Origin of the sequence: Pseudomonas sp. NPDC087814, assembly GCF_044742865.1 — a bacterium.
In the GTDB taxonomy this organism is placed as follows: Bacteria; Pseudomonadota; Gammaproteobacteria; order Pseudomonadales; family Pseudomonadaceae; genus Aquipseudomonas.
This window is the reverse complement of sequence record NZ_JBIUVK010000075.1, coordinates 1-17,789: the sequence shown is the minus strand read 5'-3', so window position 1 is coordinate 17,789 and position 17,789 is coordinate 1. Positions and strand designations below refer to the sequence as shown.

The window sequence follows — 17,789 nt, the reverse complement described above, 5'->3', positions numbered from 1 at the left end:
CACTCCGAGCCTAGGCGAGGAGCCGAGTGGTGGGGCAAGAGCGTTTTGCTTACTTTTGCGCTGTTCAAAAGTGAGCCGCTGTAAGAGCGGAACCATAAGCGGCCGTTACCGCAGCAACAGATATGTCCACCACACCCGCCACCACCGATCAATCACCCCTTGCGACCCCCCAATTTCTTTGCTAGCTTCTTACAAAATGTTAACGATAACATTTGCTCTAAAAATAAAAACAAAACAGAGATCCCCACCATGAAAATGCTTCCGAAAACCCTGTGTTTGTTGGCTCTGAGCATCAATCTTGGCACCGCTGGCCTGGCACTGGCCGACACCAAACCCGCCCCCATCCGCATCGGCGCGTCCTTCCAGGAAATCAACAACCCTTACTTCGTCACCATGAAAGACGCCCTGCAGGAAGCCGGGGCGACCATCGGTGCGCAGTTGATCATCACCGACGCCCGCCACGACGTGTCCAAACAGGTCAGCGACGTCGAAGACATGCTGCAAAAAGGCATCGACATCCTGCTGATCAACCCCACCGATTCCGTCGGCGTGCAATCAGCCGTCAAATCCGCCCACGCCGCCGGCGTAGTCGTGGTCGCCGTCGACGCCCAGGCCGAAGGCCCACTGGACTCCTTCGTCGGCTCGAAGAACTTCGACGCCGGCTTCCAGGCCTGCGAATACCTGGCCAAGAACATCGGGGACAAGGGCAATATCGCCATCCTCGACGGCATCGCCGTGGTACCGATCCTGGAGCGCGTGCGCGGTTGCAAGGAGGCCGTGGCCAAGCACCCGGACATCAAGATCGTGAGCATCCAGAACGGCAAGCAGGAACGTGACCAGGCGCTGACCGTCACCGAAAACATGCTGCAGGCCCAGCCCACCCTCAAGGGCATTTTCAGCGTCAATGACAACGGCTCCCTCGGCGCCCTCTCGGCCATCGAAGCCAGCGGCCTGGACGTCAAGCTGGTGAGCGTCGACGGCGCGCCGGAAGCGATCAAGGCCATCCAGAAACCCGGCAGCAAATTCATCGCCACCTCCGCGCAATACCCCCGTGACCAGATCCGCCTCGCCCTGGGCATCGCCCTGGCCAAGAAGTGGGGCTCGCAAGTACCGGCCACGATCCCGGTGGACATCACCCTGATCGACCAGGCCAAGGCCAAGGATTTCAGTTGGTAAAACACCCAGGCCCCACGCCAGGCGTGGGGCACAGGTCATCCATCTGAATATGAGGTCGGCGGTATGAGCAGTCTTCTGAAGCTGGAAAATATCTGTAAGCGCTACCCGGGGGTGCAAGCCCTCAAGGCGATCAACCTGGAAGTGCAGCGCGGCGAAATTCATGCCTTGCTCGGGGAAAACGGTGCAGGCAAATCGACCTTGATGAAGATCCTTGGCGGGGTCGAGCACCAGGACGAAGGGCAGATCCTGATCGACGGCGAGGCTCGGCAGTTCGCGACGTATCGTGATGCGATTGCCGCCGGCATCGGCATTGTGTTCCAGGAATTCAGCCTGATTCCCTACCTCACGGCGGTGGAAAATATTTTCCTCGGCCATGAGCTGAGCAACCGTTTTGGCCTGTTGCGCAAGCGCGAAATGGTCGAGGCCAGCGAGGCGTTGTTCAAGCGCCTCGGTGTCAGTATTGACCTGCAATGCGCGGTCAGGCACCTGAGCGTGGCCGAGCAGCAATTCGTCGAGATCGCCAAGGCGCTGGCCCTGGACGCGCGGCTGCTGGTGCTCGACGAACCCACCGCCACCCTCACGCCGAGCGAAGCCGAGCTGCTGTTCGAAATCATGCGTGAACTCAAGCGCCAGGGGGTGGCGGTGATTTTTATCTCCCACCACCTGGAGGAGATTTTCCAGGTCTGCGACCGCATCAGCGTGCTGCGCGACGGCGGCAATGTGGGCGTCACCGATGTGGCCGACAGCGATATCGACCGCTTGGTGGAAATGATGGTCGGGCGGCGCCTGGAGTGCAGTTTTCCGCCCAAGCCCACCGCCGCACGCGGGCCGCTGCTGCTGGAGGTCAAGGACATCCAGTTGGTGCGCAACGGCCCCCATAACCACTTTGAATTGCACAAGGGCGAGATTCTCGGCTTTGCCGGCCTGGTGGGTTCCGGGCGTACCGAATTGGCGCTGGGCATGATGGGCGCGCTGCCGTCGGTGAGCAAAGACGTGTGGCTGCGGGGTGAACAAATCACCCTCGACGACCCGGCCCAGGCCTTGGCCCATGGCATCGGCCTGCTGCCGGAAAGCCGCAAGACCGAAGGGCTGATCACCGATTTCAGCATTCGCGAAAACATCTCTCTCAACAACCTGCCCAAATACCAGAACGCCAGCGGCCTGATCGACAAGGACAAGGAATGCGCCAGCGTTGAAGCGCTGATGCGCCAGCTGTCGATCAAGGCCCCCAGCGGCGAGAGCCGGGTGTTCAACCTCAGCGGCGGCAACCAGCAGAAAGTCGTGATTGCCCGCTGGATCAACCATCACTGCGACGTGCTGGTGTTCGACGAACCCACCCGTGGCATCGACGTCGGTGCCAAGGCGCAGATCTACGCACTGATGCGCAGCCTCACCGAACAGGGCTACGCAATCATCATGATTTCCTCGGAACTGCCGGAAGTCATCGGCATGTGCGACCGCGTCGCGGTGTTCCACAAGGGCGCCATCGTCAAGGTACTGGAAGCGTCTGCCGTCAATCCTCAAGAGGTCATGCGCCATGCAACAGGGGGCTCAAGTGAATACGTCCATTAATGCCGTGGGGCCTGGCCGGCTGCGCCTGAACCTGGCGCGGTTGATCCGCTCACCGGCGTTTTATCCCTTTGTCGGGCTGCTGGTGGTGACGTTGGTGATGATCTTCGCCAGCGATAACTTCCTGACGGCCAACAACTTGTCGAACATCGCGCGCCAGGTGTCGATCAACGCGATTATCGCGGTGGGCATGACCTGCGTGATTCTCACCGGCGGCATCGATTTGTCGGTGGGGCCGGTGATGGCGTTGTCCGGCACCTTGACCGCCGGCTTGATGGTCGCAGGCTTGCCGCCGGGCCTGGCAATTGGCGCCGGGATGCTGGTCGGCGTGGCGTTCGGCATCGGCAATGGCCTGTTCGTCGCCTACCTGCACATGCCGCCGATCATCGTCACCCTGGCGACCATGGGCATCGCCCGCGGGTTCGGCCTGATGTACACCGACGGCTATCCGATTTCCGGTTTGCCGGAGTGGTTCGGCTTCTTTGGCCGCGAAAGCCTGTTCGGCATTTCGGTGCCGATCCTGATCATGTTGGTGACGTACTTGGCGGCCTATGTGCTGCTGCAACACACCCGCATCGGCCGCTATATCTACGCGATCGGCGGCAACGAGGAAGCGGTACGCCTGTCCGGCGTGCGGGCGGCGCGCTTCAAATTGCTGGTGTATGGCATCAGCGGTTTGACCGCCGCGATTGCCGGGCTGGTGCTGACCTCACGCTTGATGAGCGGCCAGCCGAATGCCGGGGTGTCGTTCGAACTCGACGCGATTGCCGCGGTGGTCCTGGGCGGCGCCTCGATTGCCGGTGGGCGCGGGGTAATCGTCGGCACCTTGCTCGGCGCCATGCTGCTGGGGGTGTTGAACAACGGCTTGAACATGCTCGGGGTCTCGCCCTATGTCCAGAGCGTGATCAAGGGCGGGATCATTTTGCTGGCGATCTTTATCAGCCGTCAGCGCCACAAGTAAACCGGTTATCTCCACGCGGCCATGGTGGCCGCGATGGGTTCTCTCATGCTCAAGAAAGGTCCGCACATCATGGAAAAGCACAACCAAATGCAAGCCGTCGTCTGCCACGGCCCGAAAGACTACCGCCTGGAACGCATCAGCAAACCCCAGGCGCGGGTCAATGAACTGGTGATTCGCATCGCCGCCTGCGGCATCTGCGCCAGTGACTGCAAATGCCACTCGGGCGCCGCGATGTTCTGGGGCGGCGACAACCCGTGGGTCAAGGCCCCGGTGGTGCCGGGGCACGAGTTCTTTGGCTACGTGGTGGAAGCGGGCGAGGGCGCCGAGGAGCACTTTGAGGTGAAGGTCGGCGACAAGGTGATCGCCGAGCAGATCGTGCCATGTGGCAAGTGCCGCTTCTGCAAGTCCGGCAAGTACTGGATGTGCGAGGTGCACAACATCTTCGGCTTCCAGCGTGAAGTCGCCGAGGGTGGCATGGCCCAGTACATGCGTATTCCCAAGACTGCCATCGTGCATAAGATTCCGGAGTCGGTGTCCCTGGAAGATTCGGCGCTGATCGAGCCGATGTCCTGCGCGATTCACACCGTCAACCGCGGTGAGATCCAGCTGGATGACGTGCTGGTTATTGCTGGTGCCGGCACCCTGGGCCTGTGCATGGTGCAGGTGGCAGCGCTAAAAACGCCGAAGAAACTGGTGGTGATCGACATGGTCGACGAGCGCCTGGAACTGGCGAAGCAGTACGGTGCCGACGTAGTGATCAACCCTTCCCGGGATAACGCCCGGGAGATCATCAATAGCCTGACCGACAACTACGGCTGCGACGTGTACATCGAAACCACCGGCGTACCGGCGGGCGTTACCCAGGGCCTGGATCTGATTCGCAAGCTCGGCCGGTTTGTCGAGTTCAGCGTGTTTGGCGCCGAGACCAGCGCCGACTGGTCGATCATCGGCGACCGCAAGGAGCTGGACGTACGCGGTGCGCACCTGGGGCCGTATTGCTACCCGGTGGCCATCGACTTGTTCGAGCGTGGCCTGGTGACGTCCAAGGGCATCGTGACCCATGACTTCGGGCTGGACAGCTGGGCCGAAGCGTTTGAGCTGGCCAACTCGACCAAGTCGATCAAGGTGCTGCTGAAGCCGGTGCTCTGACATGAACTACGTAATGGGTGTGGACATCGGTACGCAAAGCACCAAGGCGTTGCTGGTGGATGCGGACGGCCTGATCATCGCCCAGCACAGCCAGGGGTATCGCGTGGATACCCCGAAAGTACGCTGGGCCGAGCAGTGGCCGCAGGTCTGGCTGGATGCGGTGGAGGCCTGCGTCGCCCAGTGCATGGCGAAGGCCGGCGTGGCGAAAGAGCAGGTCAAGGCGCTGTGCATCAGCAGCCTGTATGGCGGCTCCGGAATTGCTGTGGACGAGCAGATCACGCCGCTGCACCCGTGCCTGATCTGGATGGACCGGCGCGCGGGCGAGCAAGTGGAGTGGGTGCGCGAGCATGTGGACCTGGAGCGGCTGTTCACGATCACCGGCAACTCGGTGGACAGCTACTACGGTTTCACCAAGATGCTCTGGCTCAAGCAGCACCAGCCGCAGGTGTGGGCCAACACCCGCTACCTGCTGCCGCCCAACAGCTACATCAACTGGTGCCTGACCGGTGAGTTGGCGGTGGACCACAGCAGCGCCGGCAATATCGGTGGCGTCTACGATGTGGCCCGGCGCGGCTGGTCGGCCGAGATGCTGGCGGCGCTTGGGATTCCGTTGGCGATGATGCCGGAGCGTTTGCTGTATTCCGGTGAAGTGGTCGGTGGTTTGCTGGAGGAATGGGCCCGGCGGCTGGGCTTGCAGGCCGGCACGCCGATCCTGGCCGGGGGCGTGGATGCGGCCATGGCCACATTGGCGGCCGGGGTGACGCGGCCGGGCAATCACGTGGCGATGATCGGCACCAGCATGTGCTGGGGTTATCTCAATCAGCAGGTGGATGCGCGCCATGGCCTGGTGAGCATGCCCCACGTCTATAACGGCCATCAGGACCTGTACATCTTCGGTGGTGCGATCACCGCCGGGGCGTCGGTGAGCTGGTTTCGCGAACAGTTCTGCCAGGCGGAGGAGCAGCAGGCGAAAGAGACTGGCCAGGACAGTTTGTGGCTGCTGGAGCAGAGCGCCGCGAAGATCCCGGCGGGCAGCGAAGGGCTGTTGTTCCTGCCGTATCTCATGGGCGAACGCAGCCCGGTGTGGGATGACCGGGCCAGCGGCAGCTTTGTCGGGCTGAACCTGTATCACAGCCGGATCCACCTGTACCGCGCGGTGCTCGAAGGGGTGAGTTTTGCCCTGCGGCACAATATCGAAGCGGGCACCCGTGGGGCGCATTCCCTTGATCCACGGCTGATTGTGGTGGGTGGGGCGAGCCATTCGGATTTGTGGATGCAGATTATTGCGGACATCACCCACTTCCCGGTCTACACCATTGTGCAAGAGGTGGAGGCGGCCTTGGGCGCGGCGTTGTTGGCGGCCCATGCGGTGGGGTTGGTGGATGACCGGCAGATGGAGAAAGGTTGGGTGCAGTTGGAGCTGCGGGCGGAGCCGGAGGCGGGGAATGTCGGGGTGTATGACCGGGCGTTTGCCAGCTATCTGGAGCTGTATCCGGCCTTGAAACCGGTGATGCACAGCTTGCAATTGAATTAAGCGAACACTGATCCAAATGTGGGAGCGGGCTTGCTCGCGAATACGGTGTATCAGTGCCGGATTTATTGCCTGACCCACCGCATTCGCGAGCAAGCCCGCTCCCACATGGGATCTCCATCGTTTTAGAGATCGTGAACCATGAACGCTATTTTTGACTTCACCAAGCAGCGCATCCTCGTCACCGGCGCCAGCAGCGGCATCGGCCGGGAAATTACCCTCCAACTGATCGCCAGCGGCGCCCAGGTTTTCGCCCTGGGCCGCGACGCTCAGGCCCTGGCCCAGCTCGGTTGCGAAACCCTGTGCCTGGACATCGCCAACAGCGCCGCCCTGGACCTGGCCCTGCAAGGCCTGCCGCCGATGCATGGACTGGTCAACTGCGCCGGCATTTCCCGCCTGGAACCCGCCGCGGCCATCAGCGCCGAAGCCTTCGACCAGGTGATGAACGTCAACGCCCGCGCCGCGGCCCAGGTCGCCAGCCGTATCGCTGCGGCGATGATTGAAGCGAAGATTCCCGGCAGCATCGTCAACGTCTCAAGCCAGGCCTCACTGGTAGCCCTGGACGATCACCTCGGCTACTGCGCCTCAAAGGCCGCACTGGACGCCATCACCCGCGTGCAATGCGCCGAATGGGGCCGCTTCGGGATTCGCGTCAACAGCGTCAACCCCACCGTCACCCTCACGCCCATGGCACAGATGGCCTGGTCGGCGCCCGCCAAGCGCGACCCGGCATTGGCGGCGATTCCCCTGGGGCGATTTGCCGAAACGGCGGAAGTGGCCCTGCCGGTGCTGTTCCTGCTGAGCGATGCCGCCAGCATGATCAGCGGCGTCAGCCTGCCGATCGACGGCGGCTACACCAGCCGCTAGCCGTTCTCCAGCTTGCCGGCGATCACCACCTTGTCCCGCGGTTTGTGCGGGTCTTCGAGACGGTCCAGCAGCAGCCGCACCGCGCTGCTGCCGGCCAGTGACGCGTCGTGGGCCACGCAGGCGATCGGCACGCCGAAGATATCGGCAAAGGGCAGGCGGTCGATGCCGCAGATGGTCAGGCTGTCGTGGGGGATGTTGTGCATGCGCAGCGCACGCAGCGCGCCCAGGGTGATCAACTGGTTGAAGCCCATGATCGCGTCCGGCGCCGAGTGCTCGGCCAGATAGTCGAGGGTGTGCAGGTAGGAGGGCATCAGCGTGTAGTCGCCGGCACACACTTCAACGTGCACCTGAGGATGCTCGGCCAGCACTTCTTTCAGGCCCTTGAGGCGTTCCATGGTGATGCGCGAATGCTCGGGCCCGGTCAGCACCAGCAGGCGCTTGAGGTTCGGGGTTTGCCGCACCAGGTACTGCGCCGCCTCGATGCCGCTGTGATAGTTGTCCAGCACCACGCGGCTGAACGGGCTGTCGTGGATCGTGCGATCGAGCAGCACCACCGGCGTCTTGCCGTTACCCAGGCGCTCCAGATAGTCCGGCTGGTAGCTGGGCTCGTCGGAGACCGGCGACAGGATGATCCCCGCCACGCGGTAGCCCAGCAGCGTGTCGACTGCCTTGCTTTCCAGTTCTTCCAGTTCGTCGGTGTCCACCAGCATGATGGTGTAGCCGTGCTTTTTCGCCTCGCGGGAAATCGCCTTGATCATCTCGCTGTAGAAGGGGTTGTCGACCGAAGCGGTGATCACGCCGATGATCAGGCTTTCACTGCGCTTGAGCCCGCGGGCAAAGGCGTTGGGCACATAGTCCAGCTCCCGCGCCACTTCGAGAATCCGCGCCAGGGTGGCGGGCTTGACCAGGTCGGGTTTGCTCAGCGCCCGGGACACCGTGATGGTGGTCATGTTGACCCGTTTGGCGATGTCGCTGATGGTGACGGACTTTTTCTTGTTCATCGGCAGGGGGGAACCAGGAGAAAACAACCTGAGGCTACCATGGGCACGGCTTCAAATCACCGGATCCCAGCGCTGCGACCAATCCTTTTCCGCCTCCACCACCGCCCGCAGCAAGGCCAGTGCCTGCTGCAAAACCGCCGAGTCGCGCTCGCGGGAATACACCAGGTACGTCGGGAAGCTGAACTCCGGCGCCTTGGGCACCCGTTCCATCACACCGCTGTCGAGGTAGCTCTGTACGACCCGCGTGCGGAAATACCCGGCACCGCCGTTTTCCAGGATGTACTGCAACGCCAGTGGCCCCAGATTGAAACTCAGGGCTGCGCGGGCCTTGTCCGGCAGTGCGGCGTCGTGCTGCTGGCGAAAGCCCTGGCCCCAGTCGATATACACGTAGGGCTCGGGCCGGGCGGCCAGTTGCACCAGGATCAGTTTTTCTTCCAGCACCTGCTCCACCTGCAACCCCGGCCAGTATTGCGGCTGGAACACCAGCGCGGCGTCCAGCACCCCCAGTTCCAGCTGGCGCAACAAGTACTCGCCTTCGCGAATCTCGGTGCGCAGGGCATGGCCGGGAATGTGTTCCCGCAAGGCCTGGGCCCAGCCGAGCATCAGCGGGTTGCACAGGCTGACTTCGCCACCGATGTGCAGCACGTTGCGGTAGCCATCGGGTAATGGCAGGTCGCGGCGTGCGGCTTCCCAGGTCTGGACAAGCTGGTTGGCGTAGACCACGAACGCCTCGCCGTCCGGGGTCAGGCGGGCACCGGCGCGATTGCGCACGAATAGGGTACTGTTGAGCTGGCTTTCGAGGTTTTTGACCCGGGCGGTGATTGCCGTCTGGGTGACGTGCAGTTTCTCGGCCGCCGCGGCGAGGCTGCCGCAGCGGGTGATTTCGAGGAAGGTGCGTGCCAGTTCGATGTCCATGAAACCCCCTTGGATGATAGGAGGCATTGTAGGGGCTGATGATTGGAATACGGACAAAAATGTGGGAGCGGGCTTGCTCGCGAAGGCGGTGTGTCAGTCAAGATATCCGGTGACTGACACACCGCCTTCGCGAGCAAGCCCGCTCCCACAGTTTGATTGCATTTCAAGTAGGGGTTTTGGGGGCTTGCAGGTGCTCGGTTGGAAAAGCCTTGGCATACGCCTGGCAAACTCTCAGCACCTGCTCATCCGCAAACCGCGCCCCCACCACATGCAGCCCCACCGGCAACCCATTGGCCGCCAACCCGCACGGCACCGACGCCGCCGGTTGCTGGGTCAGGTTGAAGGGATAGGTAAACGGCGTCCACTCCATCCATTCCCCTAGTCCCGAACCCGGCGGCACATTGTGCCCGGCCTCGAACGCGGTGATCGGCATCATCGGCGAAACCAGCACATCGTAATGCTCATGGAATGCCGCCATGCGCGCCACGAGCGCTGCCCGTGCTTCCAGCGCAGCGCTGTAATCGCTGAGGCTGATCTGCTCGCCCAGTCGGGCAATGCGCAGCAACCCCGGGTCCATCAATTGCCGCTGGGCATCGCTCAACGGCCCGGCCAGGCGTGCTGCACCGGCAAACCATAAAGTATTGAACACCTCCAGCGGATCACTGAACCCCGGATCAATCTGTTCAACCTGCGCGCCCAGCTGCACCAGGCCTTCTATCGCCTGGGCGACCACCCTGGCCACTTGCGGGTCCACGTCGACATAACCGAAGTTCGGGCTATAGGCGATACGCAGCCCCTTCAAATCAGCCCCGGCGTGCAACCATGGCGTGGTCCGGGGCGCGCCGATCAAACCATCCCGCGCATCCGGCTGGGCGATGGTTTGCAGCATCAGCACCGAGTCTTCCACGGTGCGGGTCATCGGCCCCAGGTGCGACAGAATCGTCATCGAACTGGCCGGCCATTGCGGCACATAACCGAAGGTCGGCTTGATGCCGAAGGTGCCGGTGAAGGCACAGGGGATCCGGATCGAGCCGCCGGCATCGCTGCCCTGGTGCAGCACGCCGAGGTTCAAGGCCGCCGCCGCACCGGCACCACCGGACGAACCGCCCGCCGTCATGCGCGTGTCCCACGGGTTGCGGGTAATGCCATACAGCGGGTTATCGGTGACGCCTTTCCAGCCGAATTCCGGTGTGGTGGTCTTGCCCAGCAATACCGCGCCGGCCTTGCGCATGAAGGCCGAGAAGGGCGCATCCACATCCCATCGACCCTCGGCGGATGTGGTACGCGAACCCTTGCGCGTCGGCATGCCGATGGTCTGCGTCAGGTCCTTGATGGAGGAGGGCACACCGTCCAGGGCCCCGCACGGCTGGCCCTTGAGCCAGCGCTGTTCCGAATCCCGCGCCGCCTTCAAGGCGCCTTCCGGGTCGACGTGGCAGTAGGCGTTGACCGCCGGGTTGTAGCGTTCGATCCGCAGCAATGCGTCTTCGGTGACCTCCACTGGCGACAGGCTTTTATCCCGATAGCGGGCCAGCAGCTCAACTGCGGTCAGGTTGGCGATATCCGTCATGCCGCTTTACCTTGCGCCGCGTTGACCATGGCCCGCAGCAACACCGCGCAGCCCGCCGCCAGGTCATCCGGCGCGGCGTTCTCGATTTCGTTATGGCTGATGCCGCCTTCGCACGGCACAAAGATCATTCCGGCCGGGCCCAGTTCGGCGACGAAGATCGCGTCATGCCCGGCGCCGCTGACGATGTCCATATGGCTCAGGCCCAGGCTGCTCGCGCCATCACGCACGGCGTTGACACAGGCAGGGTTGAAATCCAGCGGCGGGAAGTCGGCAGTGGGTGTCAGCTCAAAGCTCAAGCCGTGTTGCTCGGCGGTGGCTTCGATCACCTGGCGCACTTCGTCGACCATCGCTTGCAGCTTGTCGGCGTGCAGGTGGCGCAGGTCGATGGTCATGTGCACCTGGCCGGGAATCACGTTGCGCGAGCCGGGATGCAGGCTCAGGCAACCGACGGTGCCGCAGGCGTGGGGTTGTTGTTCGTGGGCGATGCGATTCACCGCGCTGACCACTTGCGCCGCGCCTACCAGGGCGTCCTTGCGCAGGTGCATCGGCGTCGGGCCGGCATGGGCTTCGACGCCGGTGAGGGTCAGGTCAAACCACTTCTGGCCGAGGCAGCCCATGACCACGCCGATGGTGGTGGCCTGGTCTTCCAGCACCGGGCCCTGTTCGATATGCGCCTCGAAATAGGCCCCCACCGGATGGCCCAGCACGGCGCGGGAGCCGGCGTAGCCGATGCGCTGCAATTCGGCGCCCACCGACAGCCCTTGCTCGTCCTGCTTGTCGAGGGTTTCCTGCAGGTCGAACTTACCGGCGAACACCCCGGAGCCCATCATGCACGGCGGGAATCGCGAGCCTTCTTCGTTGGTCCACACCACTACTTCAATTGGCGCTTCGGTCTCGATGTTCAAATCATTGAGGGTACGGATCACCTCCAGGCCAGCCATCACGCCGTAGCAACCGTCGAACTTGCCGCCGGTAGGCTGGGTGTCGATATGGCTGCCGGTCATCACCGGCGCCAGTGCCGGATTACGCCCCGCACGGCGGGCAAAGATATTGCCGATGGCGTCGACGCTGACGCTGCACCCGGCGGCTTCGCACCATTGCACGAACAGGTCGCGGGCCTGGCGGTCGAGGTCGGTAAGGGCCAGGCGGCACACGCCGCCCTTGGGTGTGGCGCCGAGGCGGGCGAGGTCCATCAGCGATTGCCACAGGCGCTCGCGGTTGATCAGCGGGGCGTTGCTCTGGAGCGGTTGCGCAAAACTATTCATCAGCAGTCTCCGGTCAGGCACTCAGGGCCAGGTAACGGTTCTTGATCGTCGGGTCGGCGCGGAAGGCTTCGGCACTGCCTTCGTACACCACGCGGCCCTGTTCGAGGACGTAATGGCGGTCGGCGAGCTTGTCGCAGACCATCAGGTTCTGTTCCACCAGCAGCACCGGCAGGCCGTCTTCCTTGACCTTGCGCAGGATCTTCACCAGCTCGTCGACGATCACCGGCGCGAGGCCTTCGGTGGGCTCATCGAGGATCAGCAGCTTGGGATCGTTGAGCAGCGCGCGGGCGATGGCGAGCATCTGTTGCTCACCGCCGGACAGCGCGTGGCCGGCGTTTTTGCGGCGCTCCCTGAGGCGCGGGAACATGCCGTACACGTCTTCCATCTGCCAGCGGCTGGTCTTGCGCACGGCAATGCGCAGGTTTTCCTCCACCGTGAGCAGGCGGAAAATCCCGCGGTTCTCCGGCACCAGCGCCAGGCCCTGGCGGGCGATTTCGAAGATTTTCTGCCCCACCAGCGGCTGGCCGTTGAAGTGAATCTGGCCCTGGCGCGGGCAGATGATCCCGAGGATGCTGCGCAGGGTGGTGGTCTTGCCGGCGCCGTTGCGCCCCAGCAGGGTCACCAGTTCGCCAGGGTTGACGGTCAGGGACACGCCTTCAAGGACGTGGCTCTTGTCGTAGTAGGAATGGATATTGTCGACGGTCAGCATCAGGCGGCTTCTCCCAGGTAGGCGGTGCGCACGCGCTCGTCGGCGCGCACGAATTCCGGTGTGCCTTCCACCAGGATCTGGCCGTGGCTCATCACGGTGATGCGTTGGCTGATGGACATGACGATGCTCATGTTGTGCTCGATCAGCAGCACGGTATGGTCGCGGCCGAGGTCGCTGATCAGTTGGGTCATGATCGGGATGTCGTCGATGCCCATGCCCGAGGTGGGTTCGTCGAGCATCAGCAGCTTGGGTCTGGAGCAGATCGACATGCCGACTTCCAGCACCCGCTGCTGGCCGTGGGACAACTCGCCGGCCAGGGTGTCGGCGCGGGCGGTGAGTTGCAGGCGTTCCAACACCTGGTCGGCCATTTCCAGGTGTTCGCGCTTGCTGTCGACCCGGCGCCAGAAGTTCAGGGCGCGGGCGCCGTCGCGACCCTGGGCGGCCAGGCGCAGGTTTTCGCGCACGCTGAGGTTCTGGAACAGGCTGGTGAGCTGGAACGAGCGCGCCATGCCCAGGCCGACGCGGCCGTGGGCCGGTTTGCGCATCAGGTTCTTGCCGTCGAAATGAATTGCCCCGGCGGTGGCCTGGCGTTCGCCGGTCAGGCAGTGGAACAGGCTGGTCTTGCCCGCGCCATTGGGGCCGATGATGGTGTGGATGGTGCCGGCTTCGACCTTGAGGTTGACACCGTTCACCGCGTGGAACGCACCGTAGGCCAGTTCCAGGTTCTTGGTTTCCAGCAGGATGCTCATGACAGCTTCTCCTTGCTCACAACGTCGGCCTTGCGGCTGCCGCGCACACGGTCGAACAGGGTCGACAGACCGCCCCACAAACCGCCGCGCATGAAGATCACCACCAGGATCAGGATCACCCCCAGCAGCATCAGCCAGCGCGGCCACAGATCGGAAAGGAAGTCCCCCAGCAGCACGATGGAACCGGCGCCCAGCAACGAGCCGAACAGCGAGCCGGTGCCGCCGACGATGGTCATGATCAGGATGTTTTCGGACATCGCCAGGTCGATGTTCGACAGCGGCACAAAGTGCAGCAGCATCGCGTACAGCGCCCCGGCAATCCCGGTGACGGCGCCGGACAACACGAACACCAGGATCTTGAAGTGGCGGGTGTCATAGCCGATGGCCGAAGCGCGGGTTTCGTTTTCGCGAATCGCCATCAGCGTGCTGCCGAAGGGCGAGGCGATCACCCGGCGGGCGCCGATGAAGATCAGCAGGAACAGCACCGCGACAAACCCGTAGAACGCGCGGGCGTCGGTCAGCGACAGAAGCACGGTGTCACCGATGCGGATTTCCGGGCGCGGCACGCTGAGCAGGCCGTTGTCGCCGCCGGTCCAGTCGCTCAGGGTGTAGGCGACGAAGTAGGCCATCTGGCTGAAGGCCAGGGTCAGCATCACGAAGTAAATGCCGGTGCGACGGATCGCCAGGGCGCCCACCAGGAAAGCCAGGAAACCACCGGCGACGGCGGCACCCAGCAGTGCGCTGAACAGCCCCAGTTGCAGGTGAATCATCAACAGCGCCGCGCAGTAGGCGCCGGCCCCGAAGAAGATGCCTTGGCCGAACGACAGCAGCCCGGTGTAACCCAGCAGCAGGTTGCAGGCGAGGGCGGCCATGGCAAAGATCAGGATCTCGGTGGCCAGGGTCGCCGAGGGCAGAATCAACGGCAGGCCGATCAACACCACGAGCACCAACAGCAGCATGTAGCGCGACTGGGTCTTGGCGAATGGCAGGGGATTTTTCTCGCTCATGTCAGGCTCTCCCGAACAGGCCGTAAGGACGCACCAGGATCACCACGGCCATTGCGCCGTAGATCATCAGGCTCGCGCCCTGGGGCCAGAGTGTGGTCATCAGGCTTTGCACCACGCCGACCAACAGGCCGCCCACCAGTGCGCCGCTGAAGGAACCCATGCCGCCAATCACCACCACCACGAACGCCACGCCGAGGATTTCCGGGCCGACAAAGGGCTGGGCGCCGCGCAACGGGGCGAACAGCACACCGGCCACACCGGCGAGGGCCACGCCGAGGGCGAAGGTCATGGAGAACAGGCGGAAAATGTTGGTGCCCAGCAGGGACACGGTTTCCGTGCTTTCACTGCCGGCCCGCACCAGGGCGCCGAAGCGCGTGCGTTCCAGCAACAGCCACAGGCCCAGGCCGACGAGGCCGGAGAACACGATCAGGAACAGGCGGTAGTAGGGGTAGACAAAATCGCCCACCACCAGCACCCCGCGCAGCAATTCCGGTACGGCGACGCTCTTGCCCACCGGGCCCCAGATCATCACGCTGGCTTCCTGGATGATCAGGGCAATCCCCAGGGTCACCAGAATCTGGAACATGTGCGGCAAGTGATAAATCCGCTGGATCAATAATCGCTCGATCACCCAGGCCAGCGCGGCCACCACCAGCGGCGCGATCAGCAGTGCCAGCCAGAAGCTGCCGGTGAGGCTGACGGCGGTGTAGCAGATGTAGGCGCCCAGCAAAAAGAACGCACCGTGGGCGAAGTTGACGAAGTTCAGCAGGCCGAAAATGATCGTCAAGCCGACCGCGATCAGGAAGTAGATCATCCCAAGGCCCAGGCCGTTGAGAATCTGGAACAGGTAAAGATTAAGCATGCAGGAACCCTCGGCAGGTGGCCGCATGAGCGGCCCTGCGCTGTGTCACCAGTAGATTTTCAGCGGATCAGCCGAGCACGCAGCCCGTGGCTTCCACCGGCGGGAACGACTGGCCGGAGCTGAGCACCTTGGCCAGATCGTCCTTGTCGGCCATGTCGCCTGCGGCCTTGCCCACCAGCAGGTAGTAGTCCTTGATCACCTGATGGTCGCCGGCGCGGATCGACTCCTTGCCGGTGGGGCCTTCGTAGCTCAGGCCCTGCATGGCTTTGGCCACGGTCGGCCCGTCGAAACTGCCGGTGGAGATGATGGTTTCGAGCATGACCTTGGTGCTGATGTAGTCGGCGGCCAGCGGGTAGGTGGGGTTGATGCCGTATTTGGCCTTGGTGAGTTTCACCAGGTCACGGTTGAGCGGGGTGTCGACCTGATGCCAGTACTGAGCGCCGAGGTACACACCTTCCAGTACGTCACTGCCCAGCTCCTGGAACTGGTCGAGGCCGGCGGACCACACCAGCAACACTTTCATGCGCTCCTTGATACCGAAGTTCACCGCCTGACGCAGAGTGTTGGACGACTGGCTGCCGAAGTTCAGCAGCACCAGCACGTCGGGTTTGGCGGCGATGGCATTGGTCAGGTAGCCGGAGAACTCCTGCTCCTGCAGCGAGTGGTAGCTGTTGCCGGCGTGTTCCAGGCCATGCTCGGCCAGCACCGATTTGGCGCCTTCGAGCAGGGCTTCGCCGAACACGTATTGCGGGGTGATGGTGTACCAGCGCTTGGCGTCGGGCAGCAGCTTGATTAGCGGCACGAGGGTCTCGCGGATCGCGCCGTAGGTCGGCACCGACCAGCGGAACGTGGCGCTGTTGCAGTCCTTGCCGGTGACTTCATCGGCGCCCACCGGGGTCATGAACACGCCACCGGCCTTGCTCACTTCCTTGGCCACCGCGAGTGCCGAAGACGACAGGGTACAGCCCTGGAAAAAGCGTGCGCCGTCCTGCTGGATCGCTTCCTGGACTTTACGCACGGCCTTGCCGGCGTTGCCTTCGGTGTCGATCACTTTGTAGACCAGCGGGCGGCCGAGTAACTCGGGATGCTGTTCCACCGCGAGGCGTGAACCCATGTCGGCAAATTTGCCATAACTGGCAAAGGCGCCAGACATGGACTTGAGGCCGTAAAAGGTAAAAGGCTCGGCGGCGAATGCAGAACGCACGCTCAGCGGGAGGCTGAGGGCGGCGGCTGCGGTGAGACTGGCTTTCAACAACGTACGACGCTGCATGGGGTGACTCCCTGGATTAGTTATTGGCAGGAGTGGCAATGGCGATACGGTGGAGCACGGCCTGTGGGCAGGCCTTTTATTGGTGGAGGGTGCGGCTTAGTGGTTGTGGTCGAACTCCAGCAGAAAGTGCGGGCTGACTTCACCTTCAAGGGCGGTCATGTGGTGTTCGGCGTCGCACATGTGTTCGTGCATCAGGCTGCGTACGGTGGCTTCGTCTTCGGCCCGGAAGGCGATCAGCAGTTGTTTGTGGTAGTCGAGGTTGGCGGCGTCGAATTGCTTGCGCTTGGGTTTGTAGGCTTTTTTCAGCACGACCAGGTCACGCAGCAGGTCGTTGAGGAATTGCGCCATGAAGCTCAGCAGCGGGTTGGGGCAGGCCTTGGCCAGCAGGTTGTGGAATTCCAGTTCGGCGATGCGTTGTTCGCGTTGGCCGGCTTCGCTGTCTTCGGGGGCGCTGCAGAAATCGACGTTGTCCTGGAGGGCGCGGTAGTCGTCTTCGCTCAGGCGGCCCAGGACCGAGACGGCGAGTTCGACTTCGATGACTTTGCGCAGCTGGTAGACCTGTTGGCCGTCCAGGTGCTGGAAGTGCAGGTAGTTGCGCAGGGCGCGGCTGGCGGGTTCGGTGCCGGCCTGGTTGAGATAGGCGCCGCCGCTCGGGCCGGTGCGGGTGTTGACCAGGCCTTCGACTTCCAGCGCCTTGAGGGCTTCGCGGGCGGAGCCTTTGGAGCACTGGAAGCTTTCCATCAGTTCGCGTTCGGTGGGCAAGCGGTCGCCGGGCTTCAGGGCGTCGGTGACGATGGAGCGTTTGACCGACTCGACGATCACGTCGGAGAGCTTCTGGCGTTTGCGGCGCAGCGGGCGGCTTAGCATGGTGTTTGATTGATCCTATTAATGCGGATTAATAGTACTTAATAGGGGTTTGGGGTGGGGCGTCAACGGAGGGGGTCGCTTTTGGTTTGGATGGGTCGTAAATGGTGGGGGGGTGCATATCCGTTGCTGCGGTAACGGCCGCCTATGGTTCCGCTCTTACAGCGGCTCACTTTTGAACAGCGCAAAAGTAAGCAAAACGCTCTTGCCCCACCACTCGGCTCCTCGCTGTGGCTCGGAGTGCCCTCACTCCGGCTTTGGACCGTGGGCCGCCGTCATGGGCCATCCTTGGCCCAGGACGGCTAACCCGGCGTCCTGCCGGGTTAC

16 protein-coding genes are annotated in these 17,789 nt (G+C 63.1%); 6 read left to right on the top strand and 10 right to left on the bottom strand.

Annotation, left to right across the window (positions count from 1 at the left end; genetic code table 11):
- Positions 1-249 precede the first annotated feature (249 nt).
- The 6 genes from ACIOMR_RS29655 (at position 250) to ACIOMR_RS29630 (ending at position 7,253) form a co-directional block, all read left to right on the top strand.
- Positions 250-1,176, top strand: coding sequence for a substrate-binding domain-containing protein (locus ACIOMR_RS29655; protein ID WP_003215780.1), 927 nt, complete (start codon positions 250-252; stop codon positions 1,174-1,176).
- A 63-nt stretch (positions 1,177-1,239) separates the two neighbouring features.
- Positions 1,240-2,748, top strand: a complete 1,509-nt coding sequence (locus ACIOMR_RS29650; protein WP_008430598.1) for a sugar ABC transporter ATP-binding protein — start codon at positions 1,240-1,242, stop codon at positions 2,746-2,748.
- Positions 2,714-3,706, top strand: coding sequence for an ABC transporter permease (locus ACIOMR_RS29645; RefSeq protein ID WP_003215773.1), 993 nt, complete (start codon positions 2,714-2,716; stop codon positions 3,704-3,706). The genes ACIOMR_RS29650 and ACIOMR_RS29645 overlap by 35 nt, the downstream gene beginning before the upstream one ends.
- 69 nt (positions 3,707-3,775) lie before the next feature.
- A complete protein-coding gene (locus ACIOMR_RS29640; protein ID WP_032898587.1) occupies positions 3,776-4,855 on the top strand; it encodes an alcohol dehydrogenase catalytic domain-containing protein in 1,080 nt (359 codons plus the stop codon).
- Between the two features lies 1 nt (position 4,856).
- Positions 4,857-6,389, top strand: coding sequence for an FGGY-family carbohydrate kinase (locus ACIOMR_RS29635; protein ID WP_401197948.1), 1,533 nt, complete (start codon positions 4,857-4,859; stop codon positions 6,387-6,389).
- A 138-nt stretch (positions 6,390-6,527) separates the two neighbouring features.
- Positions 6,528-7,253, top strand: coding sequence for an SDR family oxidoreductase (locus ACIOMR_RS29630; protein ID WP_087694791.1), 726 nt, complete (start codon positions 6,528-6,530; stop codon positions 7,251-7,253).
- Here ACIOMR_RS29630 and ACIOMR_RS29625 read toward each other — a convergent pair.
- From ACIOMR_RS29625 to ACIOMR_RS29580, 10 genes are all read right to left on the bottom strand, one after another.
- A complete protein-coding gene (locus ACIOMR_RS29625) occupies positions 7,250-8,254 on the bottom strand; it encodes a LacI family DNA-binding transcriptional regulator (protein WP_003215765.1) in 1,005 nt (334 codons plus the stop codon). The two genes, ACIOMR_RS29630 and ACIOMR_RS29625, sit on opposite strands and share 4 nt — an antisense overlap.
- A 51-nt stretch (positions 8,255-8,305) precedes the next feature.
- Complete coding sequence (locus ACIOMR_RS29620; protein WP_003215763.1) at positions 8,306-9,169, bottom strand: LysR family transcriptional regulator; 864 nt, start codon at positions 9,167-9,169, stop codon at positions 8,306-8,308.
- A gap of 163 nt (positions 9,170-9,332) precedes the next feature.
- Entirely contained in the window at positions 9,333-10,736 is a 1,404-nt protein-coding gene (locus ACIOMR_RS29615; protein WP_177055882.1) for an amidase, read from the bottom strand.
- Positions 10,733-12,001, bottom strand: a complete 1,269-nt coding sequence (locus ACIOMR_RS29610) for a Zn-dependent hydrolase (RefSeq protein ID WP_401197944.1) — start codon at positions 11,999-12,001, stop codon at positions 10,733-10,735. Before ACIOMR_RS29610 ends, ACIOMR_RS29615 begins: the two co-directional genes overlap by 4 nt.
- A gap of 13 nt (positions 12,002-12,014) precedes the next feature.
- A complete protein-coding gene (locus ACIOMR_RS29605; protein WP_003215757.1) occupies positions 12,015-12,710 on the bottom strand; it encodes an ABC transporter ATP-binding protein in 696 nt (231 codons plus the stop codon).
- Positions 12,710-13,459: an ABC transporter ATP-binding protein gene (locus tag ACIOMR_RS29600; protein ID WP_003215756.1), complete on the bottom strand. Its 750-nt coding sequence runs from the start codon at positions 13,457-13,459 to the stop codon at positions 12,710-12,712. Before ACIOMR_RS29600 ends, ACIOMR_RS29605 begins: the two co-directional genes overlap by 1 nt.
- Positions 13,456-14,466, bottom strand: coding sequence for a branched-chain amino acid ABC transporter permease (locus tag ACIOMR_RS29595; RefSeq protein ID WP_177067168.1), 1,011 nt, complete (start codon positions 14,464-14,466; stop codon positions 13,456-13,458). Before ACIOMR_RS29595 ends, ACIOMR_RS29600 begins: the two co-directional genes overlap by 4 nt.
- A gap of 1 nt (position 14,467) precedes the next feature.
- Positions 14,468-15,328 carry a branched-chain amino acid ABC transporter permease gene (locus ACIOMR_RS29590; protein WP_003215751.1) on the bottom strand — a complete coding sequence of 287 codons (861 nt, stop codon included), beginning with the start codon at positions 15,326-15,328 and terminating at the stop codon, positions 14,468-14,470.
- A 67-nt stretch (positions 15,329-15,395) separates the two neighbouring features.
- The gene (locus ACIOMR_RS29585) at positions 15,396-16,598 is read right to left on the bottom strand and encodes an ABC transporter substrate-binding protein (protein ID WP_003215749.1); all 1,203 of its coding nucleotides are present in this window, start codon (positions 16,596-16,598) and stop codon (positions 15,396-15,398) included.
- 96 nt (positions 16,599-16,694) lie between these two features.
- Positions 16,695-17,465 (bottom strand): FadR/GntR family transcriptional regulator, encoded by a 771-nt coding sequence (locus ACIOMR_RS29580; RefSeq protein ID WP_008430577.1) that lies wholly within the window; start codon positions 17,463-17,465, stop codon positions 16,695-16,697.
- Positions 17,466-17,789: the final 324 nt, after the last annotated feature.